Origin of the sequence: Shimia sp. CNT1-13L.2, from assembly GCF_024331145.1 — a bacterium.
GTDB lineage: Bacteria > Pseudomonadota > Alphaproteobacteria > Rhodobacterales > Rhodobacteraceae > Shimia.
In genome coordinates, this window is record NZ_JANDJO010000001.1 from 153,610 (window position 1) to 169,809 (window position 16,200).

At 62.1% G+C, this 16,200-nt stretch carries 18 protein-coding genes; 12 read left to right on the forward strand and 6 right to left on the reverse strand.

Annotation, left to right across the window (positions count from 1 at the left end; genetic code table 11):
- Window positions 1-43: 43 nt before the first annotated feature.
- On the reverse strand, window positions 44-841 hold the full coding sequence (locus NNA36_RS00715; protein WP_255103321.1) for a DUF6544 family protein: 798 nt from the start codon (window positions 839-841) through the stop codon (window positions 44-46).
- Between the two features lie 249 nt (window positions 842-1,090).
- On the opposite strand from NNA36_RS00715, the gene NNA36_RS00720 reads away from it, so the two are divergent.
- Genes NNA36_RS00720 through NNA36_RS00740 form a run of 5 tightly spaced genes read left to right on the forward strand, consistent with a single transcriptional unit; the run spans window position 1,091 to window position 6,055 of the window.
- The gene (locus tag NNA36_RS00720) at window positions 1,091-2,620 is read left to right on the forward strand and encodes an ABC transporter ATP-binding protein (RefSeq protein WP_255103323.1); all 1,530 of its coding nucleotides are present in this window, start codon (window positions 1,091-1,093) and stop codon (window positions 2,618-2,620) included.
- On the forward strand, window positions 2,617-3,696 hold the full coding sequence (locus NNA36_RS00725; protein WP_255103326.1) for an ABC transporter permease: 1,080 nt from the start codon (window positions 2,617-2,619) through the stop codon (window positions 3,694-3,696). The genes NNA36_RS00720 and NNA36_RS00725 overlap by 4 nt, the downstream gene beginning before the upstream one ends.
- Window positions 3,696-4,013 carry a DUF2834 domain-containing protein gene (locus NNA36_RS00730; protein ID WP_255103329.1) on the forward strand — a complete coding sequence of 106 codons (318 nt, stop codon included), beginning with the start codon at window positions 3,696-3,698 and terminating at the stop codon, window positions 4,011-4,013. The genes NNA36_RS00725 and NNA36_RS00730 overlap by 1 nt, the downstream gene beginning before the upstream one ends.
- The gene (locus NNA36_RS00735; RefSeq protein WP_255103330.1) at window positions 4,013-4,933 is read left to right on the forward strand and encodes an ABC transporter permease; all 921 of its coding nucleotides are present in this window, start codon (window positions 4,013-4,015) and stop codon (window positions 4,931-4,933) included. The genes NNA36_RS00730 and NNA36_RS00735 overlap by 1 nt, the downstream gene beginning before the upstream one ends.
- Window positions 4,934-4,972: 39 nt before the next feature.
- Window positions 4,973-6,055 (forward strand): BMP family ABC transporter substrate-binding protein, encoded by a 1,083-nt coding sequence (locus NNA36_RS00740; RefSeq protein WP_255103331.1) that lies wholly within the window; start codon window positions 4,973-4,975, stop codon window positions 6,053-6,055.
- Between the two features lie 94 nt (window positions 6,056-6,149).
- Here the strand turns inward: NNA36_RS00740 and NNA36_RS00745 are convergent, their stop codons facing one another.
- The 3 genes from NNA36_RS00745 to NNA36_RS00755 all read right to left on the reverse strand — a co-directional run bounded on the left by NNA36_RS00745 (window position 6,150) and on the right by NNA36_RS00755 (window position 8,011).
- Entirely contained in the window at window positions 6,150-6,344 is a 195-nt protein-coding gene (locus tag NNA36_RS00745; protein ID WP_255103332.1) for a DUF2892 domain-containing protein, read from the reverse strand.
- Window positions 6,345-6,413: 69 nt separating this feature from the next.
- On the reverse strand, window positions 6,414-7,004 hold the full coding sequence (locus NNA36_RS00750; RefSeq protein ID WP_255103333.1) for a Crp/Fnr family transcriptional regulator: 591 nt from the start codon (window positions 7,002-7,004) through the stop codon (window positions 6,414-6,416).
- 263 nt (window positions 7,005-7,267) lie between these two features.
- Window positions 7,268-8,011, reverse strand: a complete 744-nt coding sequence (locus NNA36_RS00755) for a LuxR C-terminal-related transcriptional regulator (protein WP_255103334.1) — start codon at window positions 8,009-8,011, stop codon at window positions 7,268-7,270.
- Between the two features lie 135 nt (window positions 8,012-8,146).
- Between NNA36_RS00755 and NNA36_RS00760 the strand changes: the two genes are divergently transcribed.
- The 7 genes from NNA36_RS00760 (at window position 8,147) to NNA36_RS00790 (ending at window position 13,249) form a co-directional block, all read left to right on the forward strand.
- Window positions 8,147-8,728 (forward strand): VOC family protein, encoded by a 582-nt coding sequence (locus tag NNA36_RS00760; protein ID WP_255103335.1) that lies wholly within the window; start codon window positions 8,147-8,149, stop codon window positions 8,726-8,728.
- A gap of 105 nt (window positions 8,729-8,833) precedes the next feature.
- Complete coding sequence (locus NNA36_RS00765; RefSeq protein ID WP_255103336.1) at window positions 8,834-9,769, forward strand: aldo/keto reductase; 936 nt, start codon at window positions 8,834-8,836, stop codon at window positions 9,767-9,769.
- On the forward strand, window positions 9,766-10,842 hold the full coding sequence (locus tag NNA36_RS00770) for an FAD-binding oxidoreductase (protein WP_255103337.1): 1,077 nt from the start codon (window positions 9,766-9,768) through the stop codon (window positions 10,840-10,842). Before NNA36_RS00765 ends, NNA36_RS00770 begins: the two co-directional genes overlap by 4 nt.
- Entirely contained in the window at window positions 10,842-11,501 is a 660-nt protein-coding gene (locus NNA36_RS00775; protein ID WP_255103338.1) for a DUF938 domain-containing protein, read from the forward strand. Before NNA36_RS00770 ends, NNA36_RS00775 begins: the two co-directional genes overlap by 1 nt.
- Window positions 11,502-11,760: 259 nt before the next feature.
- Window positions 11,761-12,099 carry a carboxymuconolactone decarboxylase family protein gene (locus tag NNA36_RS00780; protein WP_255103339.1) on the forward strand — a complete coding sequence of 113 codons (339 nt, stop codon included), beginning with the start codon at window positions 11,761-11,763 and terminating at the stop codon, window positions 12,097-12,099.
- Window positions 12,100-12,147: 48 nt separating this feature from the next.
- Window positions 12,148-12,576, forward strand: coding sequence for an EF-hand domain-containing protein (locus NNA36_RS00785; RefSeq protein WP_255103340.1), 429 nt, complete (start codon window positions 12,148-12,150; stop codon window positions 12,574-12,576).
- Between the two features lie 85 nt (window positions 12,577-12,661).
- The gene (locus NNA36_RS00790; protein ID WP_255103341.1) at window positions 12,662-13,249 is read left to right on the forward strand and encodes a DUF937 domain-containing protein; all 588 of its coding nucleotides are present in this window, start codon (window positions 12,662-12,664) and stop codon (window positions 13,247-13,249) included.
- Between the two features lie 81 nt (window positions 13,250-13,330).
- Here the strand turns inward: NNA36_RS00790 and NNA36_RS00795 are convergent, their stop codons facing one another.
- The gene (locus NNA36_RS00795; RefSeq protein WP_255103342.1) at window positions 13,331-15,838 is read right to left on the reverse strand and encodes an FAD-dependent oxidoreductase; all 2,508 of its coding nucleotides are present in this window, start codon (window positions 15,836-15,838) and stop codon (window positions 13,331-13,333) included.
- A gap of 145 nt (window positions 15,839-15,983) precedes the next feature.
- Window positions 15,984-16,127, reverse strand: a complete 144-nt coding sequence (locus NNA36_RS00800) for a hypothetical protein (protein WP_255103343.1) — start codon at window positions 16,125-16,127, stop codon at window positions 15,984-15,986.
- Window positions 16,128-16,200 lie beyond the last annotated feature (73 nt).

Sequence of the window (16,200 nt, forward strand, 5' to 3'; positions counted from 1 at the left end):
AAATGGCGAACCGACACCGCTGCCACCTCAATTCCATCCACCCTCAGTGGCGCAGGTGATAGGCCGTGATTTCGCCCCGCCAATAGGCCTCATAACCGTCCGGATAGACATAACCAACCTCGGCCTTGGTCGGCATCCGCCGTCCCCCCACCCAGGAATACCGCTCGAACGTCCCGATCCATTCCCGCGTCTGCGGCTCTCCCTTGGGCGCCCGCAACGGGCGGTCCTTTGCCTGCACGCCGATGATGTCCCCGCCAGCGTCAAACTCGAACACCACCCGCGCATCGCCCAGGGATGCCGCAACATGGCGCTCGCCCACAACCGTCCAGCGGATCGCGCCGTTCTCCAGAATGGCATCCGGCACCCAGACCAGTTCGGCCAGATAGCGCATCGCCTCGCCCTTGCTGATATCCGCGCCTCGCGCCCGCACCATCGGCAGCGCCCCAAGCAGATAGACCTCGAGAAACCCGCGCCCATTCAGAAACCCGTCGAGCACGCGGATATGCGCCACATCCTTCCAAAGCTCGCGCCCCGCCTTCCACAGGAACCCAGGCTGCCGCACACCGCTCCATTGCCAGCCCCAAAGCGTGACCCAGGGCGCACCCCGCCGCAGCCGCATCTTCACAGACTGACCAAACTCCACGTGACTGACCCGCGCCTCCGGGTCTGCCCCATTGCGTTTCGCGAAATCACGCACCACCCGCGGCAGGCGGTCCGGCCGTTCGCCCGCAACCGCGCCGATAATCTGCCCGGCAAGGCGATCCGCGCGCCGTTCATAGACCCAGCGCCCCAGCCACAGCATCGCTGCAACCACCACCAAACCAACGAGAATTGCCAACACCAGCCAGCCCATTGAAGCACTTTCAATTTAACCCGAATAATCAGGCATTATTAACCACTTGAAACTTAACAATATTAAGACCCACTGGCAACGCCCTCAAATTACGCGTATCTGCTTTTCTGCAACCCGCAACCCCAAGTTTCCCTTGCAGAATCCGCCCCCCCAAACCTAGTGTGGGTGCGCTAAAAAACGACAAGGCCGGGGTGCTGCGCGACGCATTCAATTCGGCTCCAACAGGGACATCTCTACATGACAGGACCCTTGCTCAGCATCTCCGGTCTGACCAAAGCCTATCCGGGGGTCGTCGCAAACGACACCGTGTCTTTCGACATTCAGGAAGGCGAAGTCCACGCGCTCCTGGGCGAAAACGGCGCCGGAAAATCCACGCTGGTCAAGATGATCTACGGTCTCGTCAAACCCGACAGCGGCACCATGACATGGCAGGGCCAGCCCTTCGCCCCACCGGAGCCCAAGGCCGCCCGCGCCACCGGCGTCGCGATGGTGTTCCAGCACTTCTCGCTCTTCGATGCGCTCACCGTGGCCGAAAACGTCGCCCTCGGCATGGAGAACCCTCCGCCCAAGCGCGATCTCGCCCGCCGCATCCGCCGCGTCTCGGAAACCTATGGCCTGCCCCTCGATCCCAACCGCTCGGTCGGCGATCTGTCGGCAGGCGAACGCCAGCGCGTGGAAATCATCCGCTGCCTGCTTCAGGATCCCAAGCTCCTGATCATGGACGAACCCACCTCGGTTCTGACCCCGCAAGAGGTCGAAATCCTGTTCAAGACCCTGAACAAGCTCAAGGCCGAAGGCACCTCGATCCTATACATCTCGCACAAGCTCGAAGAAATCCGCGCCCTGTGCGACCACGCCACCATCCTGCGTCTTGGCAAGAACGTCGGCGAATGCGTGCCCGCCGAGACCTCGGCCCGCGACATGGCCGAAATGATGGTCGGCGACACCCTGCAAACCCCGACCCGCACCACCGAGAAATCCGGTGACGTGGTTCTCGATGTCTCGGGCCTGTCGCTCGAACCCACCAACCCGTTTGGCACCACGCTCAAGAACATCCACTTCACCGTGCGCGCCGGCGAAATCCTCGGCATCGGCGGTGTCGCGGGCAACGGTCAGGATGAACTCCTCTCCGCACTCTCCGGCGAGGCCCTCACCTGGCCCGACAGCATCAAGGTCAAGGGACAGGACATTGCCAACCTCGGCCCCAACGAACGCCGCGCCCGTGGCATCCTTGCCGCGCCCGAGGAACGCCTCGGTCACGCCGCGGCGCCAGACATGAGCCTGACCGAAAACGCTCTCCTGACCGGCGCAATCCGCGAAAACCTCACGTCGAACGGCTTCGTCAACTGGGGCGACACCACCAGCTTTGCGGAGAAGATCATCCAGTCCTTCGACGTACGCACCCCCGGCCCGCATGTGGCGGCCCGCGCCCTGTCGGGTGGCAACCTGCAAAAGTTCGTCATCGGCCGCGAGGTGCTGCAACGCCCCGAAGTCCTGATCGTAAACCAGCCCACATGGGGCGTCGACGCCGCCGCGGCCGCCGCAATCCGTCAGGCGCTTCTTGATCTGGCCGCCGAAGGCGCGGCCATTGTCGTGATCTCGCAGGATCTCGACGAACTCATGGAAATCTCTGACCGCTTCGGCGCTTTGAACGAGGGCCGCATGTCCGACATCCGCCCCGCCGCCGGTCTGACAATCGACGAAATCGGCCTGATGATGGGCGGCGCACACGGCATGGAAGTCGCCAACGTGGGAGAAGACGCATGATCAAGCTCGAAAAACGCCCCATGCCGTCCAAGGCCCTGTCGGTCTCGACACCGGTCATCGCGGTGATCGTCACCATGATCGCGGGCGGCCTGTTGTTTGCTGCCCTAGGCAAGAACCCGTTCGAGGCGATCCGCACCATCTTCTGGGATCCGATCTTTGGCGAATACGCCTTTTATTACCGCCCACAGCTTCTGGTGAAAGGCGCGCCCCTGATCCTGATCGCGATCGGCCTGTCGCTGGGCTTCAAGGCCGGCATCTGGAACATCGGCGCGGAGGGCCAGTACATCATCGGCGCGATCTGCGGCGCAGGTGCGGGCCTTGCCTTCTATCCCACCGAAAGCGTGCTGATCTTTCCGCTCATGGTCATGGCCGGCGCGCTTGGCGGCTGGCTCTGGGCGATGATCCCCGCCATCCTCAAGGTGAAATTTGGCACCAACGAAATCCTCGTCTCGCTGATGCTGGTCTACGTGGCCGAGCAACTGCTGGCCTCGATGTCGCTTGGCTTGCTGAAAAACCCACAGGGCTTTGGCTTCCCCGGCTCGCGCAACCTCAATGACTACCCCTCCGCCACCAGCTGGATCGCCCAGGACTACGGCATGCACTGGGGTGTCGTCGTGGCGATGATCGCCGTCATCATGGCCTATGTTCTACTGAACAAACACATCCTCGGCTTCAACATCCGCCTCTCCGGCGAAGCCCCCCGCGCCGCGCGCTTCTCGGGCGTCAAACCCGCCCGCCTGATCCTGTTCTGCCTCGGCATGTCGGGCGCGCTGGCCGGTCTTGCCGGGCTGTTCGAAGTCGCTGGTCCCTCGGGCCAGATCAGCATCGACTTCAACGTCGGTTACGGCTTTACCGCCATCATCGTTGCCTTCCTCGGCCGCCTGAACCCCTTCGGCATCCTGCTTGCGGGCCTGCTGATGGCACTCACCTATATCGGCGGCGACATCGCGGAATCGCAACTCGGCCTGCCCTCGGCGGCGATCCAGGTCTTCCAGGGCATGCTCCTGTTCTTCCTGCTCGCGCTGGACCTCCTGACCAACTACCGCGTCAAGTTCGCTGCAAAAGGGGCAGCCTGATGCCCAGCCGGTCGACATGGATAGCATTCTGCGTGGTGGGCACCCTAGTGCCTTGGGCCTTCTTCGGCTCGTTCTTCGCCACCAACGGGCTGGCTCCAATCAGCTTTGTAACAGGGCTTTTTGCCAATGGCGCGGCTGCGGGTTTCTCAACCGACGTTTTGATCTCCATCGCAGTGTTCTGGCTCTGGTCGTTCTATGACGCCAAACGCGAAGACATCCGCAATTGGTGGCTGGTCCTGCCCGCAGGCTTCACCGTCGGCCTGTCCCTCGCTCTGCCCCTCTACCTCGCCCTGCGCGAACCCGGAAAGGTCGCATAATGGATCTCTCAGCAATCAACCCCGTCCTCCTCATCGCCTCGCTCATGGTTGCGGCGACACCGCTCCTGCTGGCCGCGATCGGTGAACTTGTCGTAGAGCGCGCGGGCGTTCTGAACCTTGGTGTCGAGGGCATGATGATCGTCGGGGCCATCGCGGGCTTTGCGATCTCGGTCGAAACCGGATCGCCCTTTGTCGGCGTGATCGCCGCCGCCATTGCCGGGGGTCTCCTGTCGCTGCTCTTTGCCTTCCTGACCCAGTTCGCCCTGGCCAACCAGGTCGCCTCGGGCCTTGCCCTCACGCTTTTCGGCCTCGGCCTCTCGGCTCTGATGGGCCAAAGCTATGTCGGCATCCGCCCGCCGGAAATGCCCAAGCTCGACATTCCCGTCCTCACCGACCTGCCGGTTGTCGGCCCGATCCTCTTTGGCCACGACCCGATCCTCTATTTCGGCCTGATCCTCTGCGCCGCGGTCTATGCCTTCCTGAAATACACCCGTGGCGGCCTGATCCTGCGTGCGGTGGGCGAAAACCACGACGCCGCCCATGCGCTTGGCTATGGTGTGATCCGCGTCCGCATCCTTGCAATCCTGTTCGGCGGCGCCTGCGCCGGTGTCGGTGGCGCCTACATCTCGCTGATCCGCGTGCCGCAATGGACCGAAGGCATGACCGCCGGTATCGGCTGGATCGCCCTCGCGCTGGTCGTCTTCGCCAGCTGGAAGCCTTGGCGCGTCCTGCTCGGTGCCTATCTTTTCGGCGGCATCAACGTGCTTCAGCTCAACTTGCAGGCGGCAGGCGTTGCCATCCCTGTCGAATATCTGGCAATGTCGCCCTATCTGATCACCATTCTCGTGCTCGTTATCATGTCGGCCGACAAAAGCGGCGCACCCGCCTCGCTCGGCCGCACGTTCCACGCCTCGCAATGACGGGGCCATAGTTAATAACCAACAGGGGGAGCTACCCGCATGAAACTCACCAAACTCCTAACCAGCGCTGCTGTCGCGCTGGGTCTGGCAACCACCGCAATGGCGATGGACAAAACCAAGGTCGGCTTTGTCTATGTTGGCCCCGTCGGCGATGGCGGCTGGACCTATGAACACGATCAGGGCCGCAAGGCCGTTGTCGAAGCTTTCGGCGACAAGGTTGAAACCGTCTATGTCGAAAACGTACCAGAAGGCCCCGACGCCGAGCGCGTGATGACCCAGATGGCGCTTGACGGTGCCGACCTGATCTTCACCACCTCCTTTGGCTACATGGACCAGACCATCAACGTCGCCAAGAAGTTCCCCAAGGTGAAATTCGAACACGCCACCGGCTACAAGCAGGCACCGAACGTCTCGGTCTACTCGGCCCGCTTCTACGAAGGTCGCGCGGTTCAGGGCCACATCGCGGGCCACATGACCAAGACCAACACCATTGGTTACATCGCCTCCTTCCCGATCCCGGAAGTGATCCGCGGCATCAACTCGGCCTATATCCACGCCAAGAAGGTCAACCCCGACGTCCAGTTCAAGATCGTCTGGGCCTACACCTGGTTCGATCCGGCAAAAGAAGCTGACGCCGCCAAGGCGCTGATCGAACAGGGCGCTGACGTGATCCTGCAACACACCGACTCGACCGCACCGCAGGCCGCCGCACAGGCCGCAGGCAACGTCGTGACCTTTGGTCAGGCATCGGACATGAGCGAATACGCCCCCTTCCCGCGCGTTTCGTCGATCATCGATGACTGGGCACCTTACTACGTTGCCCGCACCCAGGCCGTGATGGATGGCACCTGGGAATCGAAATCGACCTGGGACGGCATCGGCGCTGGCATGGTTGGCATCGGTGAAATCTCCGACGCGGTTCCGGCAGATGTCAAAGCCTCGGCACTGGCTCTGAAAGAATCGCTGGCGGACGGCTCCTACCACACCTTCACCGGCCCGCTGAACAAGCAGGACGGCTCGGTCTGGCTGGCAGAGGGTGAAACCGCCGCCGACTATGGCGACAACGGTCTGGCCGGTCTGAACTTCTACGTCGAAGGCATCGACGCGGAACTGCCGAACTGATCCGGCTAAGGCTCCAAACACACCAAAGGCCCGCTGATCCAGCGGGCCTTTTTTGTTTCATCAGGTCGGCGGTGATCGCCGAGCCACCTGCCACTTACGACTTCTTCATCGGGCAGGTGTTCAGGCCAACGATCTGATACAGCGGGCAATAGCCCATCAGGCCTGTGGCCAGCGGGATGATCCCGATCAGGCCCCACATGGTCTGCGGGCCAACAAAGACCAGCGACAGCAGGACAAGACCAAGAATGATGCGCAGCGCGCGGTCGAGGGTGCCTTCATTACGGGGCATGGGCGAATCTCCTATTTGCCAGATTTGCCCCTTTATGCGCCCACGTGCGCACCCCTGTCGGTGACACTGTCACCCATCATCTTCGGCAATGCGCTCCACGCCCGAAATATCCAGCAGGCTCACCTGCCCGCGCGCCAGCTCGACCAGCCCGCGATGCGCGAACTCCGCCAGCCGCCGCGACACGAAAGCCCGCCCCGAGGCCGTCTCGGCGGCCAACTCGCCATGCGTCGCATGGACAACATCCTTCCCGTCCCGCAGCCGAAGCAACACCCGCGCCAGCCGCGTGTCAAACCCGGTCAGCGCCACTTCTTCCACCAGCCTCTGGTAGTCCCCGAACCGCTGCGCCACCGCCGAGAACACGTCGCGCCGAAACGCCTCATCCTCGCCCATCAGACGCCAGAAGGCCGACTTGGGAATGAACTCGCCCGCGACTGGCTGCTCGACCACCCCTTCGGCGGCATAACAATGGCCATCCACCAGACAGGAAAAAGTCTGCAAACAGATCTCGCCGGGCAGAACGCGATAGAGAACCACCTCCCGCCCGTTCGCCGCCGTCATCGACACCCGGATCGTCCCCGACTCCAGCCGCACAAAGCCCGCGCATTCCTGTCCCGGGCTGAACACATGCGCCCCGCGTTCAAAGCTCACCTTCTGCGCCATGGCCAAACCTCTCAGATACCTTGGCGCCAACCTGCCACCCCGCGCCCGGAATGACCAGAACCCACCCAACCTATCCATTTCGATAGGTTGCACCAAACCCTTGTTACCGCGATGTTTTCGGCGCGGATCCCGCCATTCCCGGAAGGTAGCTCACAGTCCCGATCCAACCGGAAATGCATCCCACAGGACCGCCTATTTGAGAAATTATCCACTTTCCTAGTGGCGGGCATGCTTGGCGGCATGCCCGTTTCTCGTTTCCCGCCCTAGATCGAAATCAGCCGATCCCGCACGGCAATCGCCACAGCCTGCTCGCGCGTTGATGCCTTCAGCTTGGCCCGCGCGGTCTGAACGTGGGTCCGCACCGTGATCTCGGCAAGGCCCAGCTTCTCGGCAATCCGCGCATATTGGTGCCCGTTCGCCAGCAATGACAGCACGTCACGCTCGCGCGGGGTCAGCCGCCTCTGCTTGGGATAGTAGACCTCGACATCCCCGGACGTGTCAGGCCGCCCGATGAACGCCGCGATCACCGCCGCCATACGTCTGAAATGCGCGTCTGCCTCCGGCACCTCAAGCGCACGTGGTGCATGGTTCATCACCATCGACACCGCCAGCCGATCCTGCACACCCGTCGTCAGGGCCTGCGCCATGAACCCGCGATAGCCAAAGTCGTGCAGATCGTGGTCCAGCGCCACCTCCACCGGGCAAAACCTGTTCTCCGGCATCTTCAACCCGGTCTCGATGCGGATCACCTCGTTCGATTTCACACAGTGATCAAGAATCTCGTCCGCGTCGAAATAGGCCCGCTCCATGTAGCGATCCATCCATTCCGTCGACATGGTGCTGGTCAACCACTTAATCTCCTGCGTGGTCGTATCGAACTCGCCGATATTGACCGCCATCCCCCCAAGGTTCCGCACCGCCTCGTTCGCCAACCGCCACCGCGCATCGAAATCCGCACCATTGGCGAAATCGTCTATAAGGTCGATCAGGGCATTCAATTCGGTCATCGGGGCGTGGAATGATCTGGCTTTTGCGCTAGGATTTCTCTGAATAGATCACGAAACCGCCTTGGTTTCACGCGGTTTCAGAACAGGGTGCCGTTACGGAGGCCACCCCTCATGTTCAAACAAGGAGATGTGACCATGCGCAAACTTCAGGCCCAGGGCGTCCACCATATCACCCTCACCGGTGCAGACAGGCAAACCTCCATCGACTTCTGGGAGGGCGTGCTGGGCATGCCCTTCATCTTCGACCAGCCCAACCTCGACAATCCCGACGAGGGCCACTTGTATTTCGATCCCGGCGATGGCCGCCTGATCACCATCTTCACCAACGAAACCCGCACACCCGATCCCCGCCGCACCCCGACCGAACCCGGATGCGTCCACCACCTCGCCTTCAACCTGTCGCGGGCCACCTTCCTTCAGGCCGTCGAACGCCTCGACGAGCGCGGCATCTCGCATTCCGGCCCAAAGGATCGCGGCTTCATGGATTCGATCTACTTCAAGGATCCGATGGGGCTCCTGATCGAACTCGCCTGCTACAAGTTCGAACCGCCCGTCGGCTGCACCCACGCCGACGTCATGATCCGCGCTCACCGGATGCGCGTCGACGCGGGAGACTACAACATTCAGGAAGTCCACCTTGCCGACGCCATCGAATCCCTAGTCGCGGAACGGCAGGCCACCCTCTCGTCCGACCGAAGCCCCCGCAACCCCTACTGACCACCGGAAAGCCGCCTGATCCCAAGGGCTTCGGCGGCACCCCCGTCACCGGCGCGTCACAATAATCCACTTCCAGTTGTCACAAAGTCATGGCAACGTCGCGCCATGACACGCCTGATCCAAAGCCCCGACGGAACCTCGATTGGCCGCTTCGCCTTCGGCACCATGCAGTTTGGCGGCAATGCCGACGAAAACGCCTCGGCCGGAATGTTCGAAGCCAGCCTCGCCGCCGGCATCACCCATTTCGACACCGCCTACAACTACACCGATGGGCGCTCTGAACAGATCCTCGGCCGTCTTGCCGCGCCGCACCGCGACCGCCTCGTGATCGCCACCAAGGTGGGCTACGACAATGCCCGCGCCACCACCCTGCGCAGCCATTTCGACATCTGCCGCCAACGTCTCGACATGGACAGCGTCGACATCCTCTACCTGCACCGCTTCGACGCCCAGACCGATCTCGGCGAAACCTTCGACACCCTCGCGGCCTTCAAATCCGAAGGGCTGATCCGCCACATCGGTGTGTCGAATTTCGCCGCATGGCAGGTGATGAAAGCCGTCGCCGTGGCCGCCACCCGCGACCTGACCATCGACATCATCCAACCCATGTACAACCTCGTGAAACGCCAGGCCGAGGTCGAAATCTTCCCGATGGCCCGCGATCAGGGGATCGTCATCGCCCCCTACTCTCCGCTCGGAGGCGGCCTGCTGTCCGGCAAGTACAGTACGCCCGAGGCCTCGGGCCGCATCGTCAACGACAGCCACTACGCCACTCGCTACGGCGTCGACTGGATGCACCGCGCCGCCGCCGACCTCAGCGACATCGCCCGCGAGATCGGCATCCACCCCGCCACCCTCGCCGTGGCATGGGCCGCCCGCCACCCCGCAGGCCCCTTCCCCATTCTCTCGGCCCGCAACGCCGACCAACTGGCCCCCTCGCTGGCCGCCATTGATTTTGATATGGACGACGCGCTCTATGCCCGCCTGTCCGCCCTTTCCCCGACGCCGCCCCCGGCGACTGACAGACTGGAAGAAGCATGATTGATTTCCTCGTGATCGGAGGTGGCATTGGCGGCACCTCCGCCGCTGCCCGCCTTGCACCGTTGGGCAAGACCGTTCTGCTCGAACGCGAACCCGCTCTGGGCTACCACGCCTCGGGCCGCTCTGCCGCCCTGTTCGAGGCCAATTACGGCCTCGCCTCCACCGTCGCCCTCTCCGAAGCCAGCGCCGATTTCCACCACAACGCCCACGGCGGTTTCCTAAGCCCCCGCGGTCTAATGCTGGTGGGCAAGAAAGGCGAGGAAAGCGAATTCCACGCCGCCTGCGACCACCTCAACATGCAGCAGATCGCGCTCGATCAGGCCTTTGACATGGTACCGATCCTCGATCCCGAAACCGTCGGCTTTGCAGGTCACCACGGCGAGGCCTTCGACATCGACACCGACCTGCAAATCCAGACCTTCGCCAAGATCACCCGCAGCCACGGTGGCGAGGTTCTGACCGGCCAGACCGTCACCGCCATCGAGCGGCTCGACACCGGCTGGCGCGTCACCGCTAATGACACCGATTACGAGGCCAAGACCCTGTTCAACGCGGCCGGCGCATGGGTGGACGAAATCGCCAGGATGGCCGGCATCGCCCCGCTCGGCTTTACGCCTATGCGCCGCTCCATGGCCCGCATCCCCGCACCGGGCGGCCACGACATTTCCGGCTGGCCGATGATGCTCGGCATCAAGGAAGACTGGTACGCCAAGCCCGACGCGGGCAAGTTGCTGGTCTCGCCCGCCGAAGAACACCCGCAAGAGCCGCATGACGCATGGGCCGATGACATGGTCCTTGCCGAGGGCCTCGCCCGCTACGAAGAACATGTCACCGAAGAAGTCACCCGCCTAGAATCAAGCTGGGCCGGCCTGCGCACCTTCTCGCCCGACCGCAACCTCGTGCTTGGCCCCGCCGTGGACGACACCGCCTTCTTCTGGGTCTCCGGTCAGGGCGGCTATGGCTTCCAGACCGCCCCCGCCGCCTCGCAACTGATCGCCGACATCGTCGCCGGCCACAAATCTGATCTCGACGACGTGACCCTCGCCGCCCTCAACCCCAAAAGGTTCGCGTGATGCCCAAACGTCTCAATCTTCCCGACAGCGCCTCGGTCGCCACCCCCGGCGAAGACGGTCGCCTCTTTGCCCCCTCCGCCGCCCGCAACGCGGATGCCATCGTGGCGCTTGTGGCCGACAACGCCCCGTCAAGCGGCAAGGCGCTGGAACTGGCCAGCGGCACCGGCCAGCACATCGTGCACCTTGCCAGCGCCATGCCCGGCCTGACATGGCGACCTTCCGAAATCGACGCCACCCGCCGCAACAGTATCAACGCCTATCTTGCAGAGGCCGCTCTGCCGAACGTCGCCGAGGCCCTCGACCTCGATGCCACATCCCCCGGCTGGGGCAGCCAGAACGCGGGCCAGTCGCTGATCCTGCTCGTGAACCTTCTGCACCTCATCAGCACGGCTGAGGCCCGCACCCTCATCTCCGAGGCCGCGCAGGCCCTCACCCCCGGCGGCACCCTGATCATCTACGGCCCCTTCATGCGTGACGACGAACTCACCAGCGATGGCGACCGGACCTTCCACGCCTCGCTTAAGGCAAAGGACCCCGAGATTGGCTACAAGAGCGATTTCGACGTGGTCGACTGGGGCCGCGACGCATGGCTCGATTTCGCCGATATGGTCGAGATGCCCGCCAACAATCTTGCGATCATCTGGCGCAAACCGGCCTGATCCGAGGCGCAGCCCGGCGCTGCCGCCGGGCGACCCACCCATCGGGTTTCAAGCATAAAAACCCCGCCCTTCCGCGCAAACCGGTTGTTAACCACGCACGCCCCATTAACCCCGCAACTTCACGCAGCCGCACCGTCGCAATACCGTCGCAATACCGACGTGGCACCGACGTCCGATTTTCCGCCCAATCTGATCTTAATCAAAGATTCGCATATGAAATCGTGGTCTCCAGCATTCAAATGAATTCTAGGAGTCGAATATGAGCTGGACTGACAAACTGAACGGCACCCGTGACCAACTGCGCGGCCTGAACAAGGTGATCCCCGATACCACCCGCGCCTTTGGCGGCCTTGGCAAAGCGGTCAAGGAAGGTGGTGTTCTCGAGTTTAAAACCAAGGAATTCGTCGCCCTCGGCATCGCCGTCGCCATGCGCTGCGAAGCCTGTATCGTGCTGCACTGCGAGGCCCTGATCAAGGCCGGTGCAACCCGCGAAGAAGTGGGCGACGTTCTGGCAATGACCATCCAGATGGGCGGTGGCCCCTCGATGATGTACGCCGCCAAGGCATTGGAATGCTTTGACGAATTGAGCAACGCTTGAACCTCAGGGGCACTTCGGTGCCCTTATCCTTTTTCAGGGAGACACCCGATGAAAACCACACTCGCCGCCCTTTCACTTTCGATCATAGCCACCTCCGCATTTGCCGCCGGCGAAGGCCCCGGCTCCCATTTTGTTGAAAACTGGGACCTGAACGAAGATGGCAAGGTCACCCTCGCAGAAGCCACCGAACGGCGCGACGACGTCTTCGTGACCTTCGATGCGGATGACAACGGCGTCCTCTCGCCTGAGGAATACGATCTCTTCGACGAAGCCCGCGCCAACGACATGAAAGAAAACGGCATGGGCCACGGCAAGGGCCACAACAACCCCGCCAATGGCATGCTGCGCAAGTTTACCGACGCAAACAACGACGGCTCGGTCACCCATCAGGAATTCATGGCGGCCGTCCCTGACTGGTTCGCCCGCATGGACAAGAACGGCGACACTGTGGTCACGGTAGACGACTTCGGCCGCTGATACGATGTCGGGATTTTTCCCCTGAAAATAAGGGACAACGTCTGGTTTCTTCCCCGTGATTTCAGCCACAACGGAAGACAATTCGATGTCCCTACTTTCCCTTCTCCAACAATCCCAGAACGGCCATGGCCTCGGCGCCCTCGCAGATCAGTTCGGCCTTGATGCCGACAAGGCCAGCGATCTGACGGCCCTGCTTGCCCCTGCCCTCGGCTCGGCGGCCAAGCAACAGGCCGCATCCGGCAACCTCAACACCCTTCTGGGGGCGCTCAAGGGCGAAGATCAGGCCGCGCTGTTCGACGACGCCACCGCCGCCGCCTCGCAAGCAGGCCAGATGCAGGGAAAAGCCTTTCTCGACAACCTTCTGGGCGGCTCGGAAGGCGCGGATGAACTCACCAACCAGGCCGCCGCCCGCGTCGGCGTTGATACCTCGATCGTGCAACAGTTCCTGCCCGCATTGGCCGCAATGGCACAGGGCGGTCTGCAGAAGAACCTGCCCGATGCCTCCATCGACACCATGACGGGCAGCTCGCCAGCAGGTGGCCTCGTCAGCCTCGCCACCAAGTTCCTTGGAGCAGACTCGAAAGGCCCCGACCTGTCGATGCTGACCAACCTTCTGGACGCCGATGACGACGGTTCGGTACTTGACGACATCATGGGCAAGTTCCTGAAATAACCCCGCTTTCAAAACGAAAAAGGCCGCGACGATACACCGTCGCGGCCTCTTCATGATTTGGAAACCCTTGCGGGTTAGGGTTTAGCCATCCTTGCGGATAACTTCGTTTTTCGGATCGTACGGGCTGTCGCAGGTCACAACCGCATCCCAGAGCTTGTCCTGGATCTTGACCTGGAGCTTGGTGCCTTCCACGGCCATTTCCGGTTTGACATAGCCCATGCCGATCGATTTCTCGAACGCGACCGAGTAACCGCCCGAGGTCAGACGACCAACACGCTCACCTTCCGGGGTGTACAGGGCCTCGCGGCCCCACGGATCCGCATCGGCCGGACCGTCGATGAGAAGGGTACAGCACTTCACGCGCACGCCGGTCTCTTCCAGCTTGGCCTTGCCGTGGAACTCTTTCGACAGGTCCACGAAACGCGGCAGATCGGCTTCCAGCGGGGTCGCGTCGCGGCCCAGTTCGTTGCCGAACGCACGATAGGATTTCTCCTGACGCAGCCAGTTCTGTGCCCGCGCACCAACCAGCTTCATGCCGTGTTTCTCACCAGCTTTCTCAAGCAGATCAAAGAGATAGTTCTGCATTTCGATCGGGTGGTGAAGTTCCCAACCCAGTTCACCGGTATAGGCAACACGGATCGCGTTCACCGGGCACATGCCCAGTTCGATCTGCTTGGCCGACAGCCACGGGAACCGCTTGTTCGACAGCGCGGTTGCCGGATCGGCATCCACGATGACCTCTTTCAGAACGTCACGCGACTTCGGACCGGCGATGGCAAACACACCCCACTGGGTGGTGACATCCTGGATCTCGATATAGCCGAACTCTTCCATCTTGTCTTCGGCAGCCTTGCGCAGGAAGTCCGCGTCATACTCGGACCATGCACCGGCCGATACCAGATAGTAGTTGTTCTCGCCATTGCGCACGATGGTGTATTCCGTGCGGGTCGTCCCGAAGGCGGTCAGCGCATAGGTCAGGTTGATGCGACCCACCTTCGGCAGCTTGTTACAGGTGAACCAGTCAAGGAACGCGGTCGCGCCGGGGCCTTTGACAACGTGTTTGGTGAAGGCGGTCGCATCGATCAGGCCAACACCTTCACGGATCGCCTTGGCTTCGTCGACAGCGTGCTGCCACCAGCCGCCACGACGGAACGAACGGGCGTCCTTGTCAAAGGTCTCAGGCGCATCGAGCGGACCGAAATAGTTCGGACGCTCCCAGCCGTTGACCCAGCCGAATTGCGCGCCGCGAGCTTTCTGACGGTCGTAAGCCGGTGCGGTCCGCAGCGGACGGCAGGCTTCACGCTCTTCATCCGGGTGGTGCAGGATATAGACGTGCTCATAGCACTCTTCGTTCTTGCGTGCCGCGAACTCGGTGGTCATCCAGTTGCTGCTGTAACGCTTGGGGTCGAGCGACGCCATGTCGATCTCGGCTTCGCCGTCGACCATCATTTGGGCGAGGTAGTAGCCGGTGCCGCCTGCGGCGGTGATCCCGAACGAGAAACCTTCAGCCAGCCACATGTTGCGCAGACCCGGCGCCGGACCAACCAGCGGGTTGCCGTCGGGGGTATAGCAGATCGGGCCGTTGAAATCGTCTTTCAGACCGCTCTCCGCACAGGAGGGCACACGCTCGGCCATCGCCATGTATTGCTCGGCAATCCGGTCGAGATCCAGCGGGAACAGGTCGGCACGGAAGCTGTCCGGAACGCCGTGTTCGAACTGCGCAGGCGCGCCGTGCTCGTAGATGCCGAGGATCCAGCCACCGCGCTCTTCACGGGCATAGGACTCATTGTCGGCGTCACGCACAACCGGGTGCTCGGGGTTGCCCGCTTCACGCCATTTGACCAGCTCGGGGTCTTTGTCCATGACGATAAAGGTGTGCTCGACCGGGATCGCCGGCATCTTGATGCCCAGCATCTTGGCGGTGCGCTGCGCGTGGTTGCCCGACGCGGTCACAACGTGCTCGGCAGTGATGACAACCTGCTCATCAGAGGCAACCAGGTTGCCGCCTTTTTCGACCATCTTGGTGCAGGTCACTTCCCAGTGGGTGCCGGTCCAGTGGAAGGCGTCGGCCTGCATCTTACGGACGATTTCAACACCACGCTGACGGGCGCCCTTGGCCATCGCCTGGGTCACGTCGGCCGGGTTAATATAGCCGTCCTCGGTGTGATAGATCGCGCCTTTCAGGTCGCCGGTCTCGATCAGCGGCCAGCGTTCCTTGATCTGCTCGGGGGTCAGCCACTCATAGGCCACGTCGCAGGTCTCTGCGGTCGACGCGTACAGCATGTACTCGTCCATACGCTCCTGGGTCTGCGCCATGCGCAGGTTGCCCACAACGGCAAAACCAGCGTTCAGGCCGGTTTCCTCTTCCAGGGTCTTGTAGAAATCGACCGAGTACTTGTGGATGTGGGTCGTCGCATAGGACATGTTGAACAGCGGCAAGAGGCCCGCCGCGTGCCAGGTCGAGCCGGAGGTCAGCTCGTCACGCTCAATAAGCATGACGTCTTCCCAGCCCGCCTTGGCGAGGTGATAGGCAATCGAGGTGCCGACAGCACCACCGCCGACAACAAGTGCTTTGACTTGGGTTTTCATGTCAGAACGACTCCGTGAATATCTTCTTGCCGTAAACTGGCAAAACAATACCACTCGCGGCGGGTCCAGCCGACCCAAAAACGTTCAAAACCGACCCTTCGCGCACCTCACGTCGCATTCTGACACGCGGGAATCGCGCGGCGCGTCATTCGTCCAGTGTTTCAACGGCAATCGCACTGACCGCAGAGATCTGAACATAAGCAGTTTGCCCGCCATTCATCGTCGCGTTCAATGCCGCCTGGCCTGCCAGCAAAACGGCGATCAGCAGGATCAGAAGGATCTTCTGCATGGCATCCTCCATCATCTCTGCCCCCACACCCCAAGGGTAACACCGGAATGTACCGTTGGTTTGCAGGAAATGC